At 55.6% G+C, this 21,968-nt stretch carries 25 protein-coding genes and 2 pseudogenes; 10 read left to right on the top strand and 17 right to left on the bottom strand.

Translation table 11 applies throughout. The features are described 5' to 3' along the window. Nucleotides 1–41 precede the first annotated feature (41 nt). From XM38_RS01915 to XM38_RS01900, 4 genes are all read left to right on the top strand, one after another. The gene (locus XM38_RS01915; protein ID WP_080812805.1) at nt 42–230 is read left to right on the top strand and encodes a DUF1902 domain-containing protein; all 189 of its coding nucleotides are present in this window, start codon (nt 42–44) and stop codon (nt 228–230) included. Nucleotides 231–305: 75 nt separating this feature from the next. After that, nucleotides 306–524, top strand: coding sequence for a KTSC domain-containing protein (locus tag XM38_RS01910; RefSeq protein ID WP_080812808.1), 219 nt, complete (start codon nt 306–308; stop codon nt 522–524). 22 nt (nt 525–546) lie between these two features. After that, the gene (locus tag XM38_RS01905) at nt 547–963 is read left to right on the top strand and encodes a XisH family protein (protein WP_080812813.1); all 417 of its coding nucleotides are present in this window, start codon (nt 547–549) and stop codon (nt 961–963) included. Then, nucleotides 951–1,286, top strand: a complete 336-nt coding sequence (locus XM38_RS01900) for a XisI protein (RefSeq protein WP_080812817.1) — start codon at nt 951–953, stop codon at nt 1,284–1,286. Before XM38_RS01905 ends, XM38_RS01900 begins: the two co-directional genes overlap by 13 nt. On the opposite strand, the pseudogene XM38_RS01895 reads toward XM38_RS01900, so the two are convergent. From XM38_RS01895 to XM38_RS01875, 5 genes and pseudogenes are all read right to left on the bottom strand, one after another. Continuing rightward, nucleotides 1,283–1,690, bottom strand: a pseudogene (locus XM38_RS01895) (hypothetical protein); the annotation flags it as partial. The gene XM38_RS01900 and the pseudogene XM38_RS01895 sit on opposite strands and share 4 nt — an antisense overlap. Before the next feature lie 238 nt (nt 1,691–1,928). Next, on the bottom strand, nt 1,929–2,156 hold the full coding sequence (locus XM38_RS01890) for a helix-turn-helix domain-containing protein (protein WP_088428931.1): 228 nt from the start codon (nt 2,154–2,156) through the stop codon (nt 1,929–1,931). Between the two features lie 133 nt (nt 2,157–2,289). Further along, the gene (locus XM38_RS28550; RefSeq protein ID WP_080812823.1) at nt 2,290–2,610 is read right to left on the bottom strand and encodes a DUF5615 family PIN-like protein; all 321 of its coding nucleotides are present in this window, start codon (nt 2,608–2,610) and stop codon (nt 2,290–2,292) included. Between the two features lies 1 nt (nt 2,611). Then, on the bottom strand, nt 2,612–2,833 hold the full coding sequence (locus XM38_RS01880; protein WP_080812826.1) for a DUF433 domain-containing protein: 222 nt from the start codon (nt 2,831–2,833) through the stop codon (nt 2,612–2,614). Nucleotides 2,834–3,096: 263 nt separating this feature from the next. Next, nucleotides 3,097–3,675 (bottom strand): Uma2 family endonuclease, encoded by a 579-nt coding sequence (locus XM38_RS01875; protein WP_202978977.1) that lies wholly within the window; start codon nt 3,673–3,675, stop codon nt 3,097–3,099. A 90-nt stretch (nt 3,676–3,765) separates the two neighbouring features. Between XM38_RS01875 and dndE the strand changes: the two genes are divergently transcribed. Beyond that, nucleotides 3,766–4,131 (top strand): DNA sulfur modification protein DndE, encoded by a 366-nt coding sequence (dndE, locus tag XM38_RS01870; RefSeq protein WP_080812830.1) that lies wholly within the window; start codon nt 3,766–3,768, stop codon nt 4,129–4,131. A gap of 133 nt (nt 4,132–4,264) precedes the next feature. Here dndE and XM38_RS01865 read toward each other — a convergent pair whose 3' ends face one another. The 8 genes and pseudogenes from XM38_RS01865 to XM38_RS01835 all read right to left on the bottom strand — a co-directional run bounded on the left by XM38_RS01865 (nt 4,265) and on the right by XM38_RS01835 (nt 11,492). Beyond that, nucleotides 4,265–5,662 (bottom strand): Uma2 family endonuclease, encoded by a 1,398-nt coding sequence (locus tag XM38_RS01865; protein ID WP_080812833.1) that lies wholly within the window; start codon nt 5,660–5,662, stop codon nt 4,265–4,267. A gap of 10 nt (nt 5,663–5,672) precedes the next feature. Further along, entirely contained in the window at nt 5,673–6,323 is a 651-nt protein-coding gene (locus tag XM38_RS01860; RefSeq protein WP_080812837.1) for a Uma2 family endonuclease, read from the bottom strand. Between the two features lie 53 nt (nt 6,324–6,376). Beyond that, a complete protein-coding gene (locus XM38_RS28545) occupies nt 6,377–6,658 on the bottom strand; it encodes an HNH endonuclease (protein WP_088428929.1) in 282 nt (93 codons plus the stop codon). Next, nucleotides 6,655–7,017 carry a hypothetical protein gene (locus XM38_RS01850; protein WP_080812841.1) on the bottom strand — a complete coding sequence of 121 codons (363 nt, stop codon included), beginning with the start codon at nt 7,015–7,017 and terminating at the stop codon, nt 6,655–6,657. The genes XM38_RS28545 and XM38_RS01850 overlap by 4 nt, the downstream gene beginning before the upstream one ends. 68 nt (nt 7,018–7,085) lie before the next feature. Then, nucleotides 7,086–7,241 carry a hypothetical protein gene (locus tag XM38_RS25635; RefSeq protein ID WP_187329230.1) on the bottom strand — a complete coding sequence of 52 codons (156 nt, stop codon included), beginning with the start codon at nt 7,239–7,241 and terminating at the stop codon, nt 7,086–7,088. 525 nt (nt 7,242–7,766) lie between these two features. After that, nucleotides 7,767–8,438: a ribonuclease III gene (gene rnc, locus XM38_RS01845; protein WP_080812848.1), complete on the bottom strand. Its 672-nt coding sequence runs from the start codon at nt 8,436–8,438 to the stop codon at nt 7,767–7,769. Nucleotides 8,439–8,442: 4 nt separating this feature from the next. Then, a pseudogene (locus tag XM38_RS28540) lies at nt 8,443–10,229 on the bottom strand (N-acetylmuramoyl-L-alanine amidase). 147 nt (nt 10,230–10,376) lie between these two features. Next, nucleotides 10,377–11,492, bottom strand: a complete 1,116-nt coding sequence (locus XM38_RS01835) for a mechanosensitive ion channel family protein (protein ID WP_088428927.1) — start codon at nt 11,490–11,492, stop codon at nt 10,377–10,379. Nucleotides 11,493–11,951: 459 nt separating this feature from the next. Between XM38_RS01835 and XM38_RS28535 the strand changes: the two genes are divergently transcribed. Next, the gene (locus XM38_RS28535; RefSeq protein ID WP_137454985.1) at nt 11,952–12,053 is read left to right on the top strand and encodes a DUF4926 domain-containing protein; all 102 of its coding nucleotides are present in this window, start codon (nt 11,952–11,954) and stop codon (nt 12,051–12,053) included. Between the two features lie 101 nt (nt 12,054–12,154). Next, nucleotides 12,155–13,906 (top strand): Rieske (2Fe-2S) protein, encoded by a 1,752-nt coding sequence (locus tag XM38_RS01825; RefSeq protein WP_088428925.1) that lies wholly within the window; start codon nt 12,155–12,157, stop codon nt 13,904–13,906. 58 nt (nt 13,907–13,964) lie between these two features. Here XM38_RS01825 and XM38_RS01820 read toward each other — a convergent pair whose 3' ends face one another. After that, the gene (locus tag XM38_RS01820) at nt 13,965–14,948 is read right to left on the bottom strand and encodes an ABC transporter ATP-binding protein (RefSeq protein ID WP_080812854.1); all 984 of its coding nucleotides are present in this window, start codon (nt 14,946–14,948) and stop codon (nt 13,965–13,967) included. A 694-nt stretch (nt 14,949–15,642) separates the two neighbouring features. On the opposite strand from XM38_RS01820, the gene XM38_RS01815 reads away from it, so the two are divergent. Beyond that, nucleotides 15,643–16,191: a type IV pilin protein gene (locus XM38_RS01815; RefSeq protein ID WP_187329229.1), complete on the top strand. Its 549-nt coding sequence runs from the start codon at nt 15,643–15,645 to the stop codon at nt 16,189–16,191. Between the two features lie 12 nt (nt 16,192–16,203). On the opposite strand, the gene XM38_RS01810 is transcribed toward XM38_RS01815, so the two are convergent. Then, complete coding sequence (locus XM38_RS01810) at nt 16,204–16,437, bottom strand: hypothetical protein (RefSeq protein WP_080812858.1); 234 nt, start codon at nt 16,435–16,437, stop codon at nt 16,204–16,206. 543 nt (nt 16,438–16,980) lie between these two features. Between XM38_RS01810 and ftsH the strand changes: the two genes are divergently transcribed. Continuing rightward, nucleotides 16,981–18,969: an ATP-dependent zinc metalloprotease FtsH gene (gene ftsH, locus XM38_RS01805; RefSeq protein ID WP_080812860.1), complete on the top strand. Its 1,989-nt coding sequence runs from the start codon at nt 16,981–16,983 to the stop codon at nt 18,967–18,969. A 669-nt stretch (nt 18,970–19,638) separates the two neighbouring features. After that, entirely contained in the window at nt 19,639–19,956 is a 318-nt protein-coding gene (locus tag XM38_RS01800) for a Mo-dependent nitrogenase C-terminal domain-containing protein (RefSeq protein ID WP_080812863.1), read from the top strand. Nucleotides 19,957–20,104: 148 nt separating this feature from the next. Here XM38_RS01800 and XM38_RS01795 read toward each other — a convergent pair whose 3' ends face one another. Both XM38_RS01795 and XM38_RS01790 read right to left on the bottom strand, forming a co-directional pair. After that, complete coding sequence (locus XM38_RS01795; RefSeq protein ID WP_080812866.1) at nt 20,105–20,485, bottom strand: DUF1622 domain-containing protein; 381 nt, start codon at nt 20,483–20,485, stop codon at nt 20,105–20,107. Nucleotides 20,486–20,874: 389 nt separating this feature from the next. Further along, complete coding sequence (locus XM38_RS01790; RefSeq protein ID WP_088431481.1) at nt 20,875–21,876, bottom strand: ligase-associated DNA damage response exonuclease; 1,002 nt, start codon at nt 21,874–21,876, stop codon at nt 20,875–20,877. Nucleotides 21,877–21,968 lie beyond the last annotated feature (92 nt).

Raw genomic sequence — 21,968 nt, 5'->3', positions numbered from 1 at the left:
ACACTGAGAAATATACCCAACCTCACAACAGGTGAATTTGGATGACATCAGCAACCGTTTTCCAGGTCAATGCCTTTTGGGATGCTGACGCAGCGGTCTGGGTCGCAACTAGCGAAGACGTACCTGGCCTCGTCACAGAAGCTGAGTCCTTTGACAAGCTACAGCAGAAACTCCGGGGCATGGTTCCAGAATTGCTGGTGCTCAACCAGCCGCCGCTTCAAATCCATTGAGCAAGCCTCACTTGACTCGCGATCGCACCCCAGCGCAAGATTCCCTTAGCATTTTCGTAAGGGAGTCTGTGCCTGATGGAGTTACAGTTTGTGGAATCCAGCATGATTCAAGCCTTTGGCTACGATGAAGACAACGAAACCCTACTGGTTATCTTTAACTCCGGAAAAACCTACCAATACTCCGAAGTTCCCAAAGAAACCTATGAAGGACTCCTGGAATCGGATTCAAAAGGGAGCTACATGCGCAGCTTCGTGATTGACTGCTATCCCACCACGCTGATGCGGAAACGCTAGTCATTTGTTCTGAGACTAAACAATGGCCGCTAAAGACATTTTCCACAATGCTGCCAAGCGCGCCCTCGAAAAAGACGGTTGGACCATCACCCATGATCCGCTGTTCCTCAGTTTTGGTGGGGTCGATATGTATGTTGACCTGGGGGCCGAGCGCATTCTTGCGGCTGATCGGGGTGATGAGAAAATTGCCGTCGAAATCAAAAGTTTCATTGGCCCTTCAGCCACGACGGAATTCAACGCCGCTTTAGGACAATTTCTGAAATATCAACTTGCACTAGAAGAAGAAGAGCCTGATCGCACTCTTTTTCTAGCCATTCCAGTTGATGCTGAAAGGGAGTTCTTCCGGCTGGAGCTGCCTCGGAGGTTGATTGAGCGCTATCAAGTCAGATTACTGATTTATGATCTAGAGGAGGAGGTGATCGTGAAATGGCAAGCGTAGACAGCTACCGTCAACTCGTCCAAGACCTTCTGGAAGACTACAGCAAAGTTGACTTCAATAACCCCGATCTAGAAACTGAGCTAATTTTCGATACCCAGCGCGATCGCTACCAGGTCGTCCACGTCGGTTGGTCCAATAAACGCCGAGTCTACGGCTGCGTGCTGCACCTCGACATCAAAGACGGCAAAATCTGGATTCAGCACGACGGCACCGAAGGCGGCATTGCTCTCGAACTTGTGGAACGAGGCGTGCCTAAGCACGACATCGTGCTGGGTTTCCACTCCCCCTTCAAGCGTCAGTTCACCGAATTTGCCGTTAGTTAGCCCTTGCTTGATGTGGGGCGATCGCGCCACGCCTTCAGCCCCTTGCGTGTCGGCGTTCCCTTTTCCGTAAAAGTCCAAATATCGTGCTTATGCTGCGGCCCGTAGCTGATATAAATGGGCCGCTCTGCCCCGTAAAAATACAGCGAGTCGAACGGCAATCCCTGCGCCACAATCCACGCCACCAACTCGTCACTCGGCAAATCCACAATCCTAAAATCACACGCCGCCCTCAACCGCGAGCAGTAGTAATTCCCTTTGCAATTCATCTCATCGGCCATGTGCTGGTCCAGATTCGGGCTCACCCGGCCATGCTTCATCCCCATCACCGGGTCTTTCTTTGCCAGCGATCGCTTCAAATCCTCTGAGCAAAACCTGTAGGAGAGCTGAAAGCGATCGCGCCGAAACAACTCAACAGTAAACCCAAGTCGCTTTGTCTATGGCCGCAAGAGTTCGGAATATGAGATGGCAGGCGGCACTCGACGGTCTGAGCGGCGGCGGCCCAGCCAATCCTCTGGGGAGCGACAAGCAGCTGCTTAGGTTCTCGAGCAACCCTAAATCGATTTGAGGAGCGATCGCATCGAGACATGCGATCGCTCTTTGCTTTTCAGATCACTGATTAAAGCTGAGTTTCGAGCAAGGCGGCTACTGCTCATCACCCATATATTGCTGCACAAAAGCCTTTGATGCTTCAGGATTAAGCTTTTTCAGCGCTCGAACGATCTCGACCACCGTTTCAGCAGTTGGATCGCGCTTCTCATTCACCCAGCGGTAAACGTTATTCCATTCTATATCCATTGTCACCGGTAGGCTGTACTGACTGATGTCGTACTCCTCCAAAACCTGCCTGAGCACTTTCCCCGCTTTTCCCATGCCCACATGGTGTCAGAGGAAACCCACCGAGTAAACAACAAGTCTGTTGGGTGAAGGGTGCTAGACGTGGAGCGGCTTCCCGGAGGGTAGGGTGGTGGGATGGTGAGGCGGTGAGATTGTAGAAATGTGATGGTTATGCACTAACTAGCGTGGCTTCTCCTTTTGGCGCTGTGGGTAGAACAGCAAGGATGTTGGGTACCAAAGGTTGCAAGTCCGCTAATCGGTTCGACCGAGCTTGCAAAACAATGACAGCAATACTAAATTGCAGCAAATTCTGCTGAAATGCCAGGTTTCGGTCAACCGTGATAAACACATCAAAATGTTCTTCGACTAGGGGCAGCAGTTGGCCATTCTTAATTCCGGCCCATCCCATCTGGGGAACGGTCTTGACTTCATGGCCAGCAAGGTCTCTGGCGAGCCTTCGGTCAAGACACTCATCTAGAATGAGCCTCATTCTAAGCAACCTTAGAGCCAATCAATTGGTTGCCTACTTCTTCAAGGAGTCCAATAACTTGCTCCCTAGCCACCGTAGGAAACCCCTCTAAAAAATCGTCAACGGACTCTCCAGCCTTGAGATAGTCGAAGAGAGTTTCGACAGGAACCCGAGTTCCCACAAAAACCGGAGTACCACCCATGACATCGGGCGAAACGCTAATCATCGCAGAGTTCAACGGCATAGGCATTATGCCTTTAGCAACGCTACTACCATCTTACTGGAGAGTTGGATGTAGATGCGGAGCAGCTTTTAGGAGGGTAGGTGCTAGACGCGGAGCGGCTTCCCTGGTGGGGTAGTGGGATGGTGGGTGGCTACAATTGATGGAGCATTGAAACAGCCATGATGACAGAGTGCGATCGCACGTGAGTATCTACTGGAATATGCTTCCAAAGCAAGACAAACCGAAGTCAAAGAGGGCTACTTCTGGTAATTTAGCGAATAGTTCTAATCCGGCAAAGGCCAAGTCAGCTTAAACCCCGGCAAGACGTCTTCCCCGGATAAACGGGCTGGAAAGGGCACTTTTTTGACGATTGCCCCCGGTCGATAAACCTCGACTTCTTGTCCCTGGGGATTAATCAACCAGCCCAACCGTAAACCACTGGCTAGATACTCCTCCATCTTGTCCCGTAAAGGAGGCAAAGCATCCGTTTTAGAACGAAGCTCAATGACGAAATCAGGGCATATCGGTGGAAACCCGGCTTTCTCTTCGGGAGATAATGCATTCCAACGCGTTTTTTCTATCCAAGCAGCATCAGGAGATCGATCCCCGCCTCCCGGTAGTTTGAACAACGTCGATGAGCTAAAAACCTTGCCTAATTTAATCTGTCGATTCCAAAGCGCTAAGTCTGTGATCAAATCAGCTTCTCGTTCCCCGCTTTCTCCCCCTACGGGTGACATAATGACCAACGCTCCCGAAGCTGATCGTTCCAGGGGTGTATTCGGATTCGCCAGGCATAATCGGTAGAATTGCTCATCCGTCAATTCAACCTGATCCAGACTTAAAACCATCGGCAGACCAGACATCATGCCAGCAACCTTGCTCGACAATCCTCTACACCAATTCTAATCGTCTGACCCCATTCATCCATCAATCCATCTACTCCCTCATTTACCATGCACCCCCCAGTCGATCGCATCAAACTCTCCCAAGCCGCCAAAGACCAACTCATCAAACTAAAGCGGATCACCAAGATTGCCACTTGGAATGTGCTCTGCCGCTGGGCCCTCTACCGTTCTCTGGCCAAGCCCTCCCTCCCCTCCCCCGTGCCCATCCCTGCCGAGAGCAACCTGGAAATGACCTGGCAAGTCTTCGGCGGTCCCATTGCCGATCAACTCCTGATCGCCCTCAAACAGCGCTGCCACAACGACAACCACCTGGGCACCGATCCCGACACCCTAGCCACTCAACTTCGCTTACATCTTCATCGCGGCATTGGCTACCTGGCAGGCGATCCCAAGATGCTGAAGCCTTTGACCTAGAAGAAACTAACCACCAGCTTCAGCAAGTTCGGTAGCGCTTAGATCGTACTACTGTTCACTAGTTTCGTGGAAGGTCAATCTGTGGAAAACCTGATGAACGCAATGCCCATAACCAGCGCCAGCAACATCGCCATCACAACTCCACTAGATAACGGTCAATTTGCCAGAGTTGATCCGCTGTGAGCCAACGCTCGTCTACTTGGCGTAAATCAACAATGTGGCGATCCGGGTCGATGTCGCGGAGCACCTCATAGGCTTGCCAGGAATTCTCCAGTTTCTCCCAATAGACTAGAGTGATGCCCGACCAATAATTCAACGGTTGTGGCATCGTCAAGTCACCAATGACTCCCAAGCGCCCCACCGAAAAATCAGTGCGGAGTTTCTCTGCTGCTTTACGGGCGATCGCCCACCACTCGGCTTTGCGATCAGCATCCTGGCGTTCCCAATCCAGACGCTGCCGCAATCCCTGAATCCAAGCTTGGGGTGGCAATAGCTTCACCACACTGGCCAGACCAAAGGTCATTAACAACATCGCCAGCACATTGCGCGTACCAGGGGTCGATTCAATCAGCGGCTTTCCCTGGATAAACTCAAATTTGGCTCTGGGAGCCCAACTGATGAATTCCTCGAAGCTAATCGGCACCGGATCGATCTGAATATTCGGAATAAACAATAGCGATCCCCAATGGGGTCCCTCGTCCTCTGATTGCCGCTCAAATCCCTCGACCCGCTGCTCCACAACAAACAGCGAAGACTCCAGCGGATGCGGCTCCTCTTCCTGCCACAGCTCTGCCGCTCGAAACGCTAACCCTGGAATGCTGCTAGGGCGGTAAGCGCCGTCTGCCTCTGGCGACTGTAACTGATAGCGACCCTCTATGAGTCGATAAAACGTCACCTGTTCCGCACTCGGATCGATTAGCCAATACTCAGGTACTCCGGCGGCTTGGTAGGACTCGTACTTAGTAGTGCAATCGGCCTCTTCGTGCCCTGGCATCAGCACTTCAACGACGAGTTCTGTTGGCCCACTGATGAAAGCGTCATACAGCCGGTTCAATCCGGAATTTTTGAAAAACACCAAGTCTGGTGTAAACCCGTTGTCCCCCAGGCGCATGACGAAGTCCCGCCCTAGGGACTGTCCGCCGACGTTTCCAGCCAGCCGGAACAAAGCCATCGTCAAGGCTTGGCGCGTTCGATGGTGCGGCCAGGTGGCCTCTGTCCCCCCAGCCGATAAGTCTTCTGGAGTGAACTCAAAGTCCTTCGTCTGTGCTTCCAAGGCGTTGAGTTGTGCCTCGATAGAAGTCGCCTTGGGAAGCGTCAAATTGTAGCTTGCAGCCAGCGCTGAGAGCCAAGTTTCTGTCGGAGCAAGGGCGATCGCGGCCTCAGCTCCCCATCCATGCAGAATTTGCCTCAGTAGCAATCGACTGCCTGTCAGAGCGTTGCCCACAATCAGCTGACCGTTTATCAGCTCCAGCTTATTCTCTGGATGGTGATTGATAAACTCGTCAAATCGCTCTGTGGGGGTGGGATACATAGGGCGATCGCTACCCTTGAAACGTTTGGATTAACCACCGAGTCAGCGCCCCATCATCCTCAGTCTGACTGCGCTGCATGGCCTCCTCCACAGTCGACAATGCTAGCCCTGGCAACACCTGAGACTCTCGAATCTCTCGACTGCCACCATTTTCGACAGCGAAGGTGACAACCTCCGACATCGCTACATTGACGACCCAATACTCCTGCACTCCCAGCCGCTCATACAGCAACCGTTTTCGGCCTAAATCATCCCCTAAGGTGGTCGAGGCAATTTCTACCGCAAGCTGAGGAGCACCATAGACTTCAACATCGACTGGTTGATTGGTTCTCGGTAGCAGTTGAAAGCTTTCCCCCAAATAGAAGGCAATATCGGGCTGAGCTTCCCGCTCTCCGGATTTGTGAAAACTAGTATTGATGAGTTCGACGGCTCGGATATTGGTCAGCCCAGCAAACAAACCAATAACCTTCAACACCACGGCATTATCCCGCCCATGCCAAGGCCCTAGTGCTGCCATCTCAAGCCGCATCCACCCCTTGTCGTAGTAGCCCCGAGCTTTATCAAAACCGGGCCGATTGGACAGCGTCACAAATGCTTCCCAGGTCGCGGGTATCCAGGTGTCGGTTTCAATACCTTGTGGACGTGATGCAGTATCAACCATGCTGTCACCCCCATCGTTGTCACTATGCTAGCGGCTTTTAGGAGGGTAGGGTGCTAGACGCGGAGCGGCTTCCCGGAGGGTAGGGTAGTGGGGTAGTGGGGAGGATATTTGGAAAGTACCCTGCCACCAGAGGTCGTGCCACTGATCCGCAAGCCTTTGCGGAGATTGCAGGAGCGGTAAGCCAGAGCCAAATTGGTTTTGTCATGTGGTCCTTGTCGAGCCAGTGGAACACTGTGCTCAACCTCAAAGGGAAAGCTAAAAACAACCTCTGGGGCCTGACAATACTCACAACGGTGGTTTGCTCGCTCTGCAACAGCCGCGTACAAGGGATTCATAGATTCCCTTGTTGTATCAAGGCAGCAGTACGAGCTGTAGCGGCTCGTAGTTCCGCTTCCACCAGGGCATTTAGTTCGTCTTGCTGTTCTATTGGTAATTCCTGCCCCTGATCTCTGGCTGCACGCCATACATCCATCAGTTCAGATAAACGACCTTGTTGCTCCGCACTGAAAAATGGATCGGGTCGACAGCTCTGAATCAAAAGCAAAGCCCTAAATTCAACCTCACCCAACTGAGCCGTCAGGGCATCAAGGGCTTGCCCAACCGTTTTACCAGTGGAATGCTTATCTCCTGAAATAGCTCGATAGGCTCTTTCACCACTGGAATCAGAGATGGGCAAAATTGCTACTGTAGCCATGGGGTTAATTCAATGCTGTTGCCTCAGATTATAGCTTCTTGTAATTCTCATTTGGCGTTGATGAATCCTCACACGGCCACCAGATGATGCTCAATCTGCCAAAGCTGATCGGCAGTGAGCCAGTTCTGATCTACCCGCAGCAGATTGATGCGCATTTCCGGCTCGATCTCCCGTAGCCCATCATAGGCTCGCCAAGAGTCCTCAAATTTTTCCCAATGAACCAAGGTGATATCCGACTAGTAGTTCAGTGTGCCATTGCTAGGTCGCCAATCACCCCTGCTTCTTCGCCAGTGTTCCGTCTTTTACAAGCCTTTCAGCCGAGTTTCCAAATGTCCTCTCAGGCCGAGCACTAAACTAGAAGCAGGTTCCAAGGCTGCGATCGCAAGCATCAAGCTATGCCCCTATCAACCTCTCAGATTCAAACTGATACCTGGATAAAAGCCACCTGGGGCGAGTTTGCTGCGGCCATGGACGATCCTCAGTACGAGAAGGGGCGCGGTTATTTTGACAACGGCTACATGAGGATCGAGATGGCTCCGTTAGGGGCAGGACATGCACGACAAAATACGCTCATATCTCAGGTGATTAGTCTCTATGGGATGCTGCACAGCCTGCGGGTTGTGGGGCTAACCAATTGCAGCATTTATAAACCTGGGGCTCGAGTTTATACAAACCCAAGATGAGGGCCCCCTTGAGGCTAAGGTGACATGTTCCCTTATCGTCGCTGGCCTGGGGATGAGTAGACTCCGTCAAGGATGTTGCAGCCGCTTTAAGGCCTGACGAGCCGCTTCCTTTTCGGCCTCTTGTTTGCGATGGCCACTGCCCCGCCCATAGGGAGTGCCTTGCAGTCTCACTTCTGCCACGAACTGTTTGGCATGATCAGGCCCGGAGGCTGCCACAATGGTGTATCGGGGGATTTCACCTAGATGACTCAGGGCCCATTCCTGCAGTCGACTCTTGGGGTTCAGCTGCTGCACCGAGGCCACCCGCTCGGCGATCACCGACTCGAAGAAAGGCACCACATATTGACGCACCTGGGCCATATCAGCACCGCTATCGAGAAAGTAGGCGCCAATCAACGCCTCGAAGGCACTACTGAGTAAGCGGGGATTGGTGCGTCCACCGCTACCCTCGACTCCCCGACTGAGGCGCAGCTGTTGACCCAGGTTTAATTGCTGGGCAAACTGCCCCAACTGTTGCTGATCCACTAGTGCTGCCCGCAGCGGCGTCAGTTCCCCCTCGCTCCAGTTGGGGTAACGCTGGAACAAGAATTCCCCACTGAGAAAGGTCAAAATCGCATCCCCCAGGAACTCTAGCCGTTCGTTATTGGCTCCACTGTCGGGAGATTCGTTGGCATAGGAGGAATGGGTCATGGCCTGTTGCCAGAGGGCCGGGTTTTGAAAGCGGGGGAGAGAGGGCATGGAATTACTCCGTGCGGCCTGGGGCGGTGCGTTGTCTCAACCAGACAGCGATGCCATCGGCCAGGGTGGCAGCCAGGGTTCGCTGGGCCGCAGGATCGGTGATCCATTCGAACTCATCGGGATTGATCATGAACCCTAGCTCTAGCAAGACGGTCGGGGCCACGGTGGGGCGAGTCAGGGCTAGATTGTTCCAAAAGACACCGTAGGCTGGTCGGTCTAGCTCAGTGGTGAGGTAGTTGTGCAGAAACATTGCCAAATCGTGGGCTTGGGCATGGTACCAGAAGGCCCCCACCCCGGCGGTGTTGAGGGCGTCGCCGCTGTCGGGCAGGGCGTTGTAGTGGATGCTGAGGGCCAGAGTGGGGGCGGCGGCGACAATCTGATCCATGCGATCGCGCAGGGAGACAGCCCTATCCTCCTGCCGGGTGAGCATTACCCGGGCGCCACGGGCCTCCAGTTCCCCTTGCAGCCGCTGAGAGACGGCTAGATTCACCGCCTTCTCGGGATAGCCAGTGGGTCCCCGTGCCCCCAGTTCCTCGCCACCGTGACCGGGGTCCAATAGAATCGTGGCTCCCTGCAGAGGCGCCCCATTTCCCAGCACCGGCGGATGGCGCAGGGACAGCACCAGGGTCGTGCCCTGGTAGCGGAGGCGATAGCCCCACTGCTGATGGGACGTCATGTGAAAGGTATATTGGGCCTGATCAGGCAGGAGGGGCCGCCAGTCTAGCCGCTGCACCACTGGATCCTCTGAGAAGAAAATGGTATCGGTTTGGGCCACGGTGTTGTGCAGGGTCAGGGTCAGGCGCTCGGCGGTTTTTGCTCTACCCTGGATGGGCACCGGCACCTGCAGGGGAAAGCGCACCTCGGTCCAGCCCGGCACCCTGACGGGCGGTGATGCTGCGAATGATGGAGTGGGGCGGCACCGTATTTCTAGTCACCTGGGTCTGGGGAGCCATGGATCCAGCCGCCGTAGTCTAGCCGCAGCCAGTCGCCCTGGCGCCCCGTCACCTGGGCGCGGGTGCCCTGGGGCAGGGGGGTGAGGCGAGAGTGACTGGTGCTGGGGCCGGTGCGGGCCGTGCCCGAGTCAGCGGTGACCTCGGCAACGTCAAACTGGTCTGGGGCCAAGATGGAGAGGGCGCCTGGGGCCGTCTGGGTCAGGGTGGTGCCCCGGAGACTGAGGCGATAGGTGGGAGCCCCCAAGTTCCCCGGTTGGTCGGCGATGAAGCAGCCCTGGTAAGACACCGGTGCCGCCACATAGGGCTCCCCCTCGTCAGTGAGGGCGGCATAGTTGGGGGGCAGTTCGATGGGAGTCTGGGGAGCCAGGGGGAAGCGTCGCTGGCCCAACTCAACCGAGACTTCAGCCTCGGCAGGGGCCAGGGCACCCAGGCACACCGTTTCCCCGGGTTGGTAGGCCGTATCCACCGTCGGTTGCAGCGAGCCCTCTACGAAGGCGATGCCCTCGGGTGGAGTCGCCCCCTGGGGTAGGCGGGTCACCGTCAGGGTGAGGGTGTCATCGCCTTGGCTGAGGGTGAACCTGTTCTCTCCCAGCTCTAGGGGCAGGCTGGGGCAAAGTGGCCGGCAGCGCTGCGGTCTTCGATCACCTGCCCATTCAGGCGTACCGGCTGATCGGGGGCGGCAGTGCCAATGAAAAAGATGCGGTCGGGCCACGGTTTGGTGCTGGTCAGGAGGATACACCAGCGAGAGGGGCGCGTTGGCATAGCCAGGCATCGTCATTACCAGGGCTCCGGTTGCCCCCAGCGGCAGACTCCAGCGCAGTCGATTCCAAGGTGCCATGGCGATTTGTATGGGACAGTTTCTTGCCAGTCTACGCCGTGACCCGGCTGCAGAAAAGCTCATCGACCCATACAGCCTGACCTCGACTGGGCCAGGCTGACTGTGGGTCGTCTTTACAGCAAACGGGCTGTGCCTTGAGACTCCTGACTAGGGATTGACGTCAGCCAACTCCCCCGCGGCAGCCGTCTTGCCGTTGGTGGACACCGCCGGGTTTTGGTGCCAGGTGTAGAGCACTTGAGTCGGGAAGGCAAAGTCAATGCCCTGGGCTTCGAAGCGGCGCTTTAATTCCAGGTTGATCGCCTGCTGGGCATCCATGTAGATGGCGTAGTCACTGGTCTCGACGTAGTAGACGACTTCATAGTTGAGGCTGAAGTCACCGTAGGAGAGGAAGTGGGCCCGATCGAAGCTGACGTTGGCCGTGTTGTCGATCACCTGCTGAATCATCTCAGGCAGGGCCTCTAGTTTCGCGGTAGGCGTTTCATAGGTGACGCCGAGGGCAAAGGCGATGCGGCGACGCTCCATGCGCTTGTAATTCTGAATTCGAGACGAGGTCAGGTCGGTGTTGGCTGCCACCAGTTGCTCGCCACTGAGGCTGCGCAGGCGAGTGGTTTTGATGCCAATGTGCTCGACGGTGCCCACCAGATTACCAATGACGACGAAGTCGCCGATTTCGAAGGGGCGGTCGATGAGGATGGAGAAGTAGCTGAATAAGTCTTGCAGCAGTCCCTGGGCTGCCAGAGCCACGGCGATACCCCCAATGCCTAGGCCAGCCACAACCGCGGAGATATCGAAGCCTAGGTTATCTAACAGGAAGACCAAGCCTACGGCCCACAGCACTATCTTGATGGCCGGGACAATGGCATTGACAGTCTGCTCCAGGGTGGCATCGGAGCGCCGGGCAACTAGATAGAGACGCACGGCATATTCCACCAGGGAGCCCAGCAAGCAGATGACGAGTATGGTGGCGACAATCACGCACACCACGCGAATACTCTGTTGCAGAATCCGGTGCAGCTCTAGATTGCTGATGGCGACGTAAAACGTACCCAGGTACCCTAACCGCACGGCAGGGCGCTCTAGTAGGTGTAAGAGACGATCGTCCAGGGGGGTGGCGGTGCGCTGGGCCCAATTCTTGAGCCGATTGATCACCACGATCCGCACGATATTGATGGCGATGACGCCGATGAGCAAAATTGCGATCGCAAGGGCATAGTCACTGACTTGATTGCCCCATAGGCCATAATTCCAAACCTCTTGCCACATTAAACTTATGAGCCTCCTAAGGATTGATGACAACAAAGGCTGAGCAGCCCCCGAACCATTGCCCGGGCCAAGTAGTTGAAGCCATGACCAATCCAGTCATTGATCTAGCCTCAGGTGATCTGCTCAGCGTAAAACTGCCAACGCATCGCAGCGATGGCCATGCCCCCTGTTCCGAAGGCATGTTAACAACGGTAACGAAAACGCGAATCCGTCCCTGGATAGATGGGGAAGAGCCGATCCTGACATTCTCTATACTGAAATTGGTGTTATCCCATTGGGTCTAATCATGGGGCCAACCAAAATTCTTGGCAGCAACGTGCCTGCAGGTGGTCTTCGCACCACGCTTGGGGGCTTATTGGCCGGACTTTTAATCGATCTTCGGGCAGGAGCCAAGATAGAACCCCGTATCATTACCGCCCGTCCTTATACAGGCAGTTAAAGGCCAAGGATCACTAACCTATGATTAAAGAGCTCGACGTCGTTATCCCAACCCATGACATCCAGGAGTACGGTCTGACTAAAGGGAGCCGTGGGGCGGTCGTAGCAGCCTTGCCGCTCTAGTCAATGGAGGCGTTATTTCTGCCGCGGAGTACTAAGCCTATTACGACAGCAGGCGAGCAGCCCAATGCCGTACCTCATGCTGTCCCTAACTGGAGGCCAACATGGTTATCAGTCAAACTCCCACCCAACAAAAACACCTGGTTCAGGTGGCGCAAGTTGCAGAAATCGAGGCGGCAGGCGTTAAAGTCGTCCATGCCGAAGGCCATGCCATTGCCCTGTTTCACCACAACGGCCAGATTTACGCCATCGACAATCGCTGCCCCCACATGGGCTTTCCCCTGCACAAAGGCAGCGTTAAAGACTGCATTTTGACCTGTCACTGGCACCATGCCCGGTTCGACCTCACTAGTGGCGGCACCTTCGATATCTGGGCCGACGATGGGCAGGCCTTTCCTGTCGAAGTGCGAGATGGCGTGGTCTGGGTGGATGTCACGCCCCCGGCAGATGCCCATGCCTACCACCGGCAGCGCCTGGTAGATGGGCTAGAGCAGAGCCTTTCCCTGGTGATCGCCAAGTCGGTTATTGCTCAGCTAGCGGCAGGGGTAGACCCGACCGAACCGTTTCAGACCGGGCTGGACTTTGGCGTGCGCTATCGCCGCCAGGGGTGGGGGGCAGGGCTGACCATGCACACCTGTATGATGCAGTTGCTACCCCATCTACAGGCAAGCGATCGGCCCAGGGCGCTGTACCATGGCCTCTCCGCCGTGGCGCGGGACTGTGCTGGCAAGCCTCCTCGATTTACGATTCAGCCGCTGCCTAATACGCCGGCCAGTTTCCAGACCCTGAAACAGTGGTTCCGTCAGTTTATTGAGGTGCGGGATGCCCAGGGGGCGGAGCGCTGTCTGGCCTCGGCTGTGCAGGTGGGGGCCGAGCCTCCCCAGCTGGCAGACATGCTATTTGCGGCCGCCACCGATCACCGCTTTATCGACGGTGGCCATGCCCTGGACTTTACCAACAAAGCCTTGGAGGCCCTAGATAGTGTCCACTGGCAGAACGCCGAGCAGGTGCTGACCAGCCTGGTTTCAGAATATGCCGGTGCCGAGCGCATGGAAGAGTCGAATGCCTGGCGCTACCCGATTGATCTAGTAGACATTCTGGAGCAGACGTTTGAGGCCCTACCGGAGGCGATCGCAACCGGGCAAGCCCAGCAGTTTAGTATCCACGATGCCGTTGACTCCCTCGTTTCGGTCTTGCTGGGGGATGACCCCCAGGCGATCGCAACGACCTTACTCGCGACCCTCGGCCAGGGCTGCTCCCCGGCGGATCTAGCCGGGATGGTGGCCTATGCCGCTGCCCGGCGCATTGCCCAGTTCCAAACCAATAATGACTTCCGCGATTGGGATACGGCCCATCATGCCTTTACCTTTGCCAATGCCGTCCATCAGGGGCTGACGCGGGTGTCGTCCCTGGAGCTGCTGCGGGGTGTGTTCGATGCCGCCATGGCGGTCTATCTGAATCGCTTCTTGAATATGCCCCCGGCTCGACTGCCCGATCTAGACAACCGGGTTGAAGAGCCTGCGGCCTTACTCGCCGATCTGCCCGACTTGCTCAATCGTCAGCAACAGGTGCAGGCAGCCAGCACGCTGGTGGGCACCTATCTCCACAGCGGCGGCGACCCGGCGCAACTGTTGGCAATGCTCGGCAACTTGCTGCTGCGGGAAGACCGGGATTTTCACACCATCCAAAACCTGGAAGCGGCGCTACAGCAGTACCAGCACTGGCAGGGGCATGAAGCGGGCATTCATGTCTTAGTGGCGACGGCCCGGTATCTGGCCGCCCATGCCCCAACCATGCGATCGCAAACCCAGACCTATGAGATAGCGGCTCGCTTGCAGCGAGGTGACTCCATGTAGAAGATCCAGCCAACCTCCCGCGCACAACGTCACCATTAATCGCCCCTGCCTTGGTGCACTAGGCCACCGTCCCGGCCTGAAATACCCGGCCAATCACTTCTTCAATGGGCGGATCTGTCACCCTGAGATCCTGCACCGCCAGATCGGCCAATAGCCGCGACACGGTTTGGGTCAACGCCTCTCGCCGCACGATCAAACTAGCCGTGCACCCCTGGAGGGATTCCACCTCGCCATAGGCTCGCAAATGCTCCGCCTCAACCGGGCTCTCGAGATCCAGCTTGACTTCCCGGTAGGGGGCAAACCGACTCAGTAACCCCTCTAGGCTGCCGTCATAAATCAGCTGTCCCCGATGAATCAGCAACACCCGCCGACACAAGGCGGTGATGTCGGCCATGTAGTGACTGGTGAGCAGCACCGTGGCCTGGTAGCGGCGATTGTACTCCAGCAAGAAGTTGCGTACCGCTACCTGGGCATTGACATCGAGACCCAGGGTAGGCTCATCCAAAAACAACACTTGGGGCCGATGCAGCAGGGCGGCTAGCATCTCTGCTTTCATTCGCTCCCCCAGGGAAAGCTTGCGCACCGGCTGGTTCAGCTGCTCGCGCAGGGAGAGCATCTCCGCCAATTCATGCACCCGGTAGTGAAACTCTTTAGCACTGAGGCCGTAGATGGCAGCATTAATCCGCAAGGAATCGAGGGCGGGTAAATCCCACAACAGTTGCTGTTTTTGCCCCATCACCAGAGTAATCTGGCGCAGAAACGCCGCGTCTCGCTGAAAAGGCACATGGCCCGCCACGTTTACCTGGCCGCTAGAGGGATGGATCAGCCCTGTCAACATTTTTAGGGTCGTCGTCTTGCCAGCACCATTGGGGCCTAAAAACCCCACCACTTCACCGGGGTACACCTGAAACGAGATCTGCTTAACGGCCTCCACCAGGCGGTAGGTGCGCTGGAAGAAGTGCCGCAATGTTCCTGCCATCCCGGCTGCTTTGACAGCCACAGGATAGGCTTTGCTGAGGTTGTCTACCGTAATTTTGGTCATGGGTTACTCATACCAACCACGACCACCACACCAGTGGTGGCAGGCCTTCTAGTCTAAACCAGTCCATCCCGTCGTAACCTCCTGAATCAAAGCTATTCCCAGCCCTTTAGAGTAGCCTATCCCCCATCGTAATCCTATGGCCGTAGCGACTGGTGTTGACTAGCCATGGGAGTAACCCTGCGGTGTAATCGAAGACACCCGAAATTTCACGGGGAGTCTATGTCTGATCAGTCACTAGCCTTGAAACGCTGCTCCTAGACGTCGAGTGCCTCCGGCTTAATTCGTTTCCTGAATCTTAATTCTTCTAAGAGCGGCCAGATAATCCGGAAGAATCTTAATTCAATCCGACGATTCTCCGTAAAGTTATTGATCATTTTCGATTTACGTATTTGAAGTTACCAGTTTTTATGCTGGGGTCTCCGTAAATGCAATGATGTTACGGCGGTATAATTCGTATATCCCTGTTTGGGTTTAGTTCTTAGTGTGAGTCTTCCCGTCTTTAGTCCAGAGCAGTCTAGGCTCAGGTTGAAGCTATTGCTGGGTTTGGCACCTACGGGGTCTAGAACCATTCGGATTGCACGGAATTATCAGTAGGATCACGGGCATCACCTGCAAAGGCCGTTCGCAAAGATAGCCGATCTGCGAGTCTCCAGGGAAATTGTTCTGAAAAGTTTAGGTTATGTGGTTCCCTGAAATGTTGGCGTTTAAACCAAGACGGCCTGAGTCAGGCTTTACGTTGATTGAATTGCTGATTGTCATTATCGTTCTTGGTATTTTGGCTGCCCTGGCCTATCCGTCTTATTTGAACATGACGCGGCGGGCTCGCTATGCCGAAGCCAAGATCGCCATGAATGCGATCGCAAAAGAACTCAAAATTTATCGGGCCGAGCACAACCGCTACCCGGCCGAAGTTGCCTCCGGCGAACGACCCGAAGGCGTAATCAACTGGCCGTCGCGGGTGCCCTTCGATTCCAGCTACGACTATGATCACTGGGCCATCGCTGCTGGGGAGTGCTATGTCCAGGTTGCCTTCTATGGAGAAAACCAGATTCGGGATTACACAACAAATGTAGAGGTTGTGCCTCCCCCGGCCTTAGAAACCATCGACGATGACCTGGTGCTGGCCGTGGAACGCTATGCCTGCGATGAAGCTCCGGCTGGGGGATCGTCTGGAGGCTCTTCCGGCGGCGGTTCTTCCGGGGGCGGTTCTTCCGGCGGTGGCGAGGGCGGCGAGGAAGATTAAGCCACGGCCCGGTTAATCCAGCAGCCACTCCGCTTCATCGTCCTCGGCGGTATCAGAGATAAAGCTGGCCGTCGAGGTCTGGGTATCTTCCGGCATCGGTGGCGTCACCGCTGGGTTGTTGACAATTTTGTCAGGCTCCTTATCGTAGCCCCCCTTGTAGACCAAATCTCGCGGATCGACGACATTGTCTTCCGGATTCGTATCCGCAGACTGAGGATTGGGATTAGCAGGATCATGGGTCGGCATCGGGATGTCCAGATAGCAACGCCTCTCTACCAGTGAACCAAATGGTGACCCGAGCGAGATCGGTCAAAAGGCATACTATACTGGCCTGACTTTGTTGCCAGATAGTTGGCCAGCAGTACCGTCGCGGGCAAACACTGCCATCGGGCGCTATGGGTCCCGCCCAGATATAGACAAGGACCGGGCAAAAATGACTGCGTCCCAGAGAGAAATCTATGGGTCCCGCCCAGCTATGGACAAGGACCGGGTAAAAATGACCGCGTCCCAGAGAGAAATCTATGGGTCCCGTGTAGGGCAGATGAGGACGGGAGCAGCTGCCGCCGGGCCGCACTCACTGGGAGACTGCGGTGAGAGGAGGGCTACTCGTCATCGGCTAGAGCAGCAATGCTCGCCTACGAGTTTGGCAAGATCTATCGATGGGTAGCTGTCAAGCTGATCAACTCCAGTCAGGATAGAAATGTTAGCAGCATCCAATGGGGTGTTGGCTGCGGATGCATGCACGCACTAGCTTTTCTCTGGTTCAGACTCACGTTATGGCATTTCGTTATGGCATTTAAAGATCAACAAGACCCACGTAATTCCCCGAATTCCCCTGGGAGCAATGGCTCTCGGTTTCGCTGGGTGGGGGGTGGTTTACTCATCCTGCTGGCAGGGTTCTTGCTGCTCAACGTCTTCACCACGGCGCGGCAGAGTGCTCAATATTCCTCAATTGCCTATAGCAAGTTTTTAGAGCAGGTAGAGTCTAACCAAGTCAAAGAAGCAACTATTAGAGATGACCTGATTCGCTACGAACTGGAGTCGCCGATCACCACTGAGATGAATGGTGAAGAACAGCAGCAAACGCTGTTTCAGACGGTGCCTCCCCCGAATGATCCAGATTTAACCGCGATGTTGCGATCGCACGACGTCGAATTTTCCGCCGTGCCCTCCAACGACGGCGGCTGGGGTGGCTTTGGCTGGTTCCTAATACCCCTGCTATTTTTGGGCCTGTGGTCCTTCCTATTGCGCAACCGCGGTGGCGGCCCTGGTGGTGCCGCCGCTCTGGGTGTAGGCAAAAGCAAAGCCCGCCTCTACAGTGAAGGCGATACCCGCACCACCTTCGAAGACGTCGCTGGCGTGGATGAAGCCAAGGCCGAGCTGCAGGAAGTGGTTGACTTCCTGCGTAACTCCGACAAATACACCCGCCTGGGAGCCAAGATTCCCAAAGGGGTATTGCTGGTCGGCCCACCCGGCACCGGTAAGACCCTACTGGCCAAGGCCGTGGCCGGAGAAGCCGGCGTCCCCTTCCTAAGCATTTCCGGCTCGGAATTCATCGAGCTGTTCGTCGGGGTCGGCGCCTCCCGGGTGCGAGACCTGTTCAACCAGGCCAAAAAGCAAGCTCCCTGCATCGTCTTTATCGACGAGTTGGATGCCCTCGGCAAATCCCGGGGAGGGCAGAGCCCCTTTGCTGGCGGTGGCATGAGCGAGCAAGAGCAAACCCTAAACCAGCTGCTGAACGAAATGGACGGGTTTGACCCCAACAACGGGGTGATCCTACTGGCCGCCACCAATCGCCCCGAAGTCCTCGATCCCGCCCTACAACGGCCCGGCCGCTTCGACCGCCAAGTCGTCGTCGATCGCCCCGACAAAATCGGTCGTAAGGACATCTTGGCAGTTCATACTCCCGTCGTGAAACTGGCCGATGATGTCGACCTAGAGACACTGGCGGCCCGCACCCCAGGCTTTGCCGGCGCCGATCTGGCTAATTTGGTCAACGAGGCAGCTCTGCTGGCAGCCCGTCGCAACGGTGACGAGGTCACCATGGCCGACTTCAGCGAGGCCATCGAACGGGTGATTGCCGGACTAGAGAAGAAGAGCCGAGTCTTAACCGACGAAGAGCGCACCACCGTGGCTTACCACGAAACCGGCCATGCCATCGTCGGCTCCCTCATGCCCGGAGCCGGCAAAGTGGAGAAAATATCCATCGTCCCCCGCGGGGTTGGCGCCCTGGGCTATACCCTGCAACTGCCCGAGGAAGATCGCTTCCTGGTCAGAGAAGACGAACTGCGCGGTCGCATCGCCATCCTCCTGGCCGGTCGCTCCGCCGAAGAAGTGGTCTTTGGCGCTGTCTCCACCGGTGCCGGGGATGACATCCAGAAAGCCACCGACATGGCCGAGCGCTGCATCACCGTCTATGGCATGAGTCAGAAGCTAGGCCCCATCGCCTTCGAGAAGCAGCAACAGCAATTCATGGAAGGCTTCGGTAATCCCCGCCGTTCCGTTAGCCCCGCCGTCATGGAAACCATCGACCAAGAAGTCAAGACCATCGTAGATGGCGCCCATCATATGGCCCTGAAGATCTTGATGCACAATCGCCAGGTGCTAGAAGAGATGGCCCAACATCTGCTAGAGGATGAAGTTCTAGAGAAAGATGCCCTGCGCCAGCACCTGAGCCAGGTTTCGTCCCCAGAAGCCATGGCGCAATGGCTAGACACCGGCAACCTAGAAGATGATGTCTATCTCCAAGACCAACTAGCAGGCGCTCAATCGTCCTAGAGACGGCCCAGAGAACGTGCAGAGCAAGAGACCTGACCCTGGAGCTTAGCTCCAGGGTTATTCATAGCCCCCTGGCTAGTCAGCCAAGGACATATAGCGTTGGCCAGTCAGCTTAGGACATGGTTGATCGTCCAATGGCCTAGCCTAGGGAGGCTGACTGGCTCGCCACCGCACAAAGCATTGTGGCGGTGACTATAGCTGTTCGATCTCCTGCGTTTAGGGAAGCTCACCGGCTTACCACCACCCCAAAACAGTAGCCTATGTTACCGATATCCAGGAAGTAACCCAGTAATCTAGGGGGCGCTTTGGGGAAAATACTGCCTCAATAGCCCTAACCATGACCCTCAACCAAATGATCACCCGTCAATGCAGGACACTTGAAAAAGTGGTTGCCTCCCAGGCCAGTCCGCCAACACCCATCCCAGAATAGAGGCGCCCCTTTGATCAAGAAGCTAGTGCAAATTATGGCTTTACCAGAGCTTTAGTCAGCTAGCTGGCTTTTTTTTCAGGGCTTTACCCGATGTTAAGGGCCAGATTTTATGGTAGAGCCAGCATAATAAATACCTCATTTACAAGCTCCGTTTATAAAAAACTCCACCCAACACCTCTCCAACGTGCTTAGGGTGTCGGGGCGGTATGGTCCAACCTCGAGAAGAATGAGTGAACGTGATGCTCGGATCGATTTTCAGCTCCTTATCGGGAGTTGCTCCAGTTGCTAATGGGCGGCAGGTCGACTGTCTACATCCTGTACGCCGTCGATTGAATAACCTGACAGTCACTACCCCAGGTCTAGCCCATCGCCTGGTGCGCCTGATCCCAGCCCAATGTCCCTTCGAACGAGACATCCGGCTGCTGGGCCATCGGGTCGCCCATATTCCGCCATTGTGCAAATTCAACCCTCTGTATGACGAGCTGGTCGCCCTGCGCTTTCGCGCTCTGTGCTATCTGGCAGATGAATGTGGCGAAGATATCTCGGCCTATATCTAGCTAGGTCGCTCACCTAATTAAGTAGGTCGCCCTAAATAAACTTCAGATTAGTGCGCTTAGCAACGCCCGAAATCATGAACCTATCCACCGCTTCCACCACTGGGCAAGCATTTGGTAAGTGATTGCCAACAGAATTTGGCGAAGGGAGCTAAGTTGAGACGGCGTTGGTTTCTGGCTTGGATGAGTTGATTGCCTGCAGCAGCAGATAGTTCAGCAAGGTGCGAACGGCAATAATGGCGGCTAATCGAGCAATGTCATCCCAGCGACTGGAGATCATGGTCTTGAGAATGGTGGCGCCGATGAGAAAGCTCAACCCCAGCGAAAAAGAATAGCCCATGGCCAGGCGACTGCGCTGAAAGGCATCAGGGGTCTGAGGGCGAATTAAGGCATCTTTGAGGAAAATAAACAGTGCTTTGGTGACCCCGATGGCGATGACAAAGAGGGCCAGCAGTTGGCACAAGCTAGTCAAGATACCGTTGAGTAGGACTACCAGGGTTGAAATTTCGGTACTGACGACATCTAGCGACATATCCCCTCGCCCATGATCGATTCCATTACAGCACGCCCTAGTAGACCGCGGCGCCGGTTTAACTCCCATCATTTGTGGCAGAGGGCTAGGGAGCTGCAGAGCCCAAGGGTCAGCCAACTTCTGCCATGGCGTACTCGGCTAACTCTCAGAATCATCGTAGCTAAGGCAATCTGCCGCCAACCCTTCCCCCTAATCAGTAGGAGTCCCCTATTATGTCAGGCTTGGGGAACAGCAGAACAGGCTACTGGAGCACTGGCGAGGTTATATGGTATTAGGACGGGGCTGAATAGAGCAGCAATCAAGTCGGCTAAGTCCCCAACCCGAGCGAATCAAGCACGGGCTTGACTGTTTAGCAACAATGACGCTGTTTAGCGGGTTGGCATTGTTGCTCAATGGTCGTCTTCGCCATCGAATTGAGTCTCCAGGGGTTGGCCCGCTACCTGCAGGAATGCCTGCAGGTAGCGGGCTAATGCATCGGACTGGCCATGGGTAACGTAGACTTGGCGAGCTTGGGTTTGGTGAATGGTGTCGATCAACCCAGACCAATCGGCATGATCCGACAGGACAAACCCCCGTTCATAGCCGCGACGACGGCGCGCCCCCCGCACAGCCATCCAACCGGAGGCAAAGGCGGTCTGAGGATGGCGGAAGCGTTTCATCCAGCTAGAGCGATGGGCCGCAGGGGGGGCTAGCACTAATTCACCGGCATAACTGGCATAGGTGAGATTGTCTACTGGCGCCGCCGTGGGAATGGTGGGCACCATGGCCACGCCGGCCTGACGATAGCTCTCCGTCAACCCCTGAATCGCCCCGTGCACATAAACCGGGCGCTCTGTAAATCGAGTTAACTCGCTGAGAATACGCTGGGCTTTGCCAAAGGCGTAGCAAAACAATAAGGACGCCCGCTCCTTATCTCCCTGCCACCACTGATAAATCTGGTGGGCAATTGCCTCCCCTGACTGCCAATGGTAGACGGGCAGCCCGAAAGTGGCCTCAGTGACAAATACATCGCAGGGCACCACCTCAAACGGTGCACAGGAGGGATCGGCGCAGCGTTTATAGTCCCCTGAGACCACCCACACCTCTCCCTTGTGCTCGACCCGAATCTGGGCCGAGCCCAGCACATGACCCGCGGAATGGAACGAAACCCAAGTGTCTCCTAGGCGAACCCTCTCGCCATACTCCACCCCCCGCAAGCTAATGGCTGGGCCCAACCGCTTCCTCAATATCCCCTCAGAGATCTGAGTGGCGAGGTACTGCTGGGATCCTGAGCGGGCATGGTCAGCATGGGCATGGGTGATCAAGGCCTGTTCCACCGGTCGCCAGGGATCGATAAAAAAGTCACCCGCTTCACAGTAGAGACCTTCGGGACGTAGGGTAATCAGTGCCATGGGCTCTTCTAGGTATTTTCTCAATTGTAGAAAGCCGTTCAGGCCCATACTGCATAGACCACTGCTGTAGTTGGCTAGGATGAATGGAGTCT

Origin of the sequence: Halomicronema hongdechloris C2206 (assembly GCF_002075285.3) — a bacterium.
In the GTDB taxonomy this organism is placed as follows: domain Bacteria; phylum Cyanobacteriota; class Cyanobacteriia; order Phormidesmidales; family Phormidesmidaceae; genus Halomicronema_B; species Halomicronema_B hongdechloris.
Note: the sequence above shows the minus strand (reverse complement) of the source record. Positions and strands in the feature narration are given on the sequence as shown.

Excerpts from the sequence above, each read along its gene's own strand:
- rnc (WP_080812848.1), bottom strand. The coding sequence starts at position 8,438 with ATGCCCTCTCTCCCCCGCTTTCAAAACCCGGCCCTCTGGCAACAGGCC.
- XM38_RS01900 (WP_080812817.1), top strand. The coding sequence starts at position 951 with ATGGCAAGCGTAGACAGCTACCGTCAACTCGTCCAAGACCTTCTGGAA.
- XM38_RS28535 (WP_137454985.1), top strand. The coding sequence starts at position 11,952 with ATGATTAAAGAGCTCGACGTCGTTATCCCAACCCATGACATCCAGGAG.
- XM38_RS01880 (WP_080812826.1), bottom strand. The coding sequence starts at position 2,833 with ATGCCGTTGAACTCTGCGATGATTAGCGTTTCGCCCGATGTCATGGGT.
- XM38_RS01795 (WP_080812866.1), bottom strand. The coding sequence starts at position 20,485 with ATGTCGCTAGATGTCGTCAGTACCGAAATTTCAACCCTGGTAGTCCTA.
- XM38_RS01875 (WP_202978977.1), bottom strand. The coding sequence starts at position 3,675 with ATGTCTGGTCTGCCGATGGTTTTAAGTCTGGATCAGGTTGAATTGACG.
- XM38_RS01810 (WP_080812858.1), bottom strand. The coding sequence starts at position 16,437 with ATGCCGACCCATGATCCTGCTAATCCCAATCCTCAGTCTGCGGATACG.
- XM38_RS01860 (WP_080812837.1), bottom strand. The coding sequence starts at position 6,323 with ATGGTTGATACTGCATCACGTCCACAAGGTATTGAAACCGACACCTGG.
- XM38_RS01850 (WP_080812841.1), bottom strand. The coding sequence starts at position 7,017 with ATGGCTACAGTAGCAATTTTGCCCATCTCTGATTCCAGTGGTGAAAGA.
- XM38_RS01815 (WP_187329229.1), top strand. The coding sequence starts at position 15,643 with ATGTTGGCGTTTAAACCAAGACGGCCTGAGTCAGGCTTTACGTTGATT.
- XM38_RS01790 (WP_088431481.1), bottom strand. The coding sequence starts at position 21,876 with ATGGCACTGATTACCCTACGTCCCGAAGGTCTCTACTGTGAAGCGGGT.
- ftsH (WP_080812860.1), top strand. The coding sequence starts at position 16,981 with ATGGCATTTAAAGATCAACAAGACCCACGTAATTCCCCGAATTCCCCT.
- XM38_RS01835 (WP_088428927.1), bottom strand. The coding sequence starts at position 11,492 with ATGTGGCAAGAGGTTTGGAATTATGGCCTATGGGGCAATCAAGTCAGT.
- XM38_RS01825 (WP_088428925.1), top strand. The coding sequence starts at position 12,155 with ATGGTTATCAGTCAAACTCCCACCCAACAAAAACACCTGGTTCAGGTG.
- XM38_RS01800 (WP_080812863.1), top strand. The coding sequence starts at position 19,639 with ATGCTCGGATCGATTTTCAGCTCCTTATCGGGAGTTGCTCCAGTTGCT.
- dndE (WP_080812830.1), top strand. The coding sequence starts at position 3,766 with ATGCACCCCCCAGTCGATCGCATCAAACTCTCCCAAGCCGCCAAAGAC.
- XM38_RS28550 (WP_080812823.1), bottom strand. The coding sequence starts at position 2,610 with ATGAGGCTCATTCTAGATGAGTGTCTTGACCGAAGGCTCGCCAGAGAC.
- XM38_RS01865 (WP_080812833.1), bottom strand. The coding sequence starts at position 5,662 with ATGTATCCCACCCCCACAGAGCGATTTGACGAGTTTATCAATCACCAT.
- XM38_RS28545 (WP_088428929.1), bottom strand. The coding sequence starts at position 6,658 with ATGAATCCCTTGTACGCGGCTGTTGCAGAGCGAGCAAACCACCGTTGT.
- XM38_RS01905 (WP_080812813.1), top strand. The coding sequence starts at position 547 with ATGGCCGCTAAAGACATTTTCCACAATGCTGCCAAGCGCGCCCTCGAA.
- XM38_RS01910 (WP_080812808.1), top strand. The coding sequence starts at position 306 with ATGGAGTTACAGTTTGTGGAATCCAGCATGATTCAAGCCTTTGGCTAC.
- XM38_RS01915 (WP_080812805.1), top strand. The coding sequence starts at position 42 with ATGACATCAGCAACCGTTTTCCAGGTCAATGCCTTTTGGGATGCTGAC.
- XM38_RS01820 (WP_080812854.1), bottom strand. The coding sequence starts at position 14,948 with ATGACCAAAATTACGGTAGACAACCTCAGCAAAGCCTATCCTGTGGCT.
- XM38_RS01890 (WP_088428931.1), bottom strand. The coding sequence starts at position 2,156 with ATGGGAAAAGCGGGGAAAGTGCTCAGGCAGGTTTTGGAGGAGTACGAC.